The sequence below is a fragment of the Candidatus Hodgkinia cicadicola genome (genome assembly GCF_002774925.1).
Genome location: NZ_NXGO01000102.1, coordinates 1 through 839, shown reverse-complemented (window position 1 = coordinate 839; position 839 = coordinate 1). Strand labels below are relative to the sequence as shown.

Annotated in this window: 1 pseudogene; it reads left to right on the top strand. The window is 34.2% G+C overall.

Annotation, left to right across the window (positions count from 1 at the left end):
- Positions 1-357: 357 nt before the first annotated feature.
- Positions 358-525 (top strand): annotated as a pseudogene (gene glyA, locus MAGTDC_RS05710) (serine hydroxymethyltransferase); the annotation flags it as partial.
- Between the last annotated feature and the right edge of the window lie 314 nt (positions 526-839).

Here is an 839-nt window from a genome sequence, read left to right as displayed (position 1 = left end):
GTTCATGTCGCTAAAAATAGCTCTCTCCTGCGTTCTGCTGATGACCTTGACACTAATACGTTCACATTGCGCACTATGTTTAGTATTCCCAAGTAAAATTTACAATTTCCATTTATTTATGTTCATATTTCCCCAAAATATCCCCGGGTGGGTTACCCGTCCCGTTACAAACTTACCCTTTGTTTCTAACTCATGTAAGGATTGATATGTGCACCTTGGTATTAGATTAACCTGTAACTTGCATCTGAGTGCCAGGCATTGGTAAGAGACTAGTTTAATAAGCATTACAGAACTATATATAATTCAAAACTGATTCTATATTAGTCTGGACAGTATAAACAATAAGTCCTATTGAATATTGATTATTATTGTTTTCAGATATGCGATGAGGTTAAAGCAGTTATGTTGGCAGACATGGCCCACATTTCTGGCCTGATTGCTGCACGAGTAATTCCAAGTCCCTTTGAGTATGCTGATGTAGTTACTACTACAACACATAAAACACTAAGAGGTCCAAGGTATGGTATACATACATTAAAATACTATATTTTACTATTAGTGCAGTCAATGAAGCAAAAAAAGGGCCTTGAGTTCAGAAAACTTTCTAATAGATCGAAATCGATTGAAACCTTTTTTATTATATTTTTTAGGCCAAAAATAGAAAGGTCTATATTATTAGAGGACCTGCTTTTACCCTGAGAATTAGGGAAATTGAAAACAAGTTTCGTAAAATACTCAATTTTCATAAATTTTCTTCTTTTTTTGTATAAACTTAAAAATGTGACTAAATTGAATTGGAAGGTTCCCTTTAAGGTATTTAAGGGTTTTCGGGTCCGCTG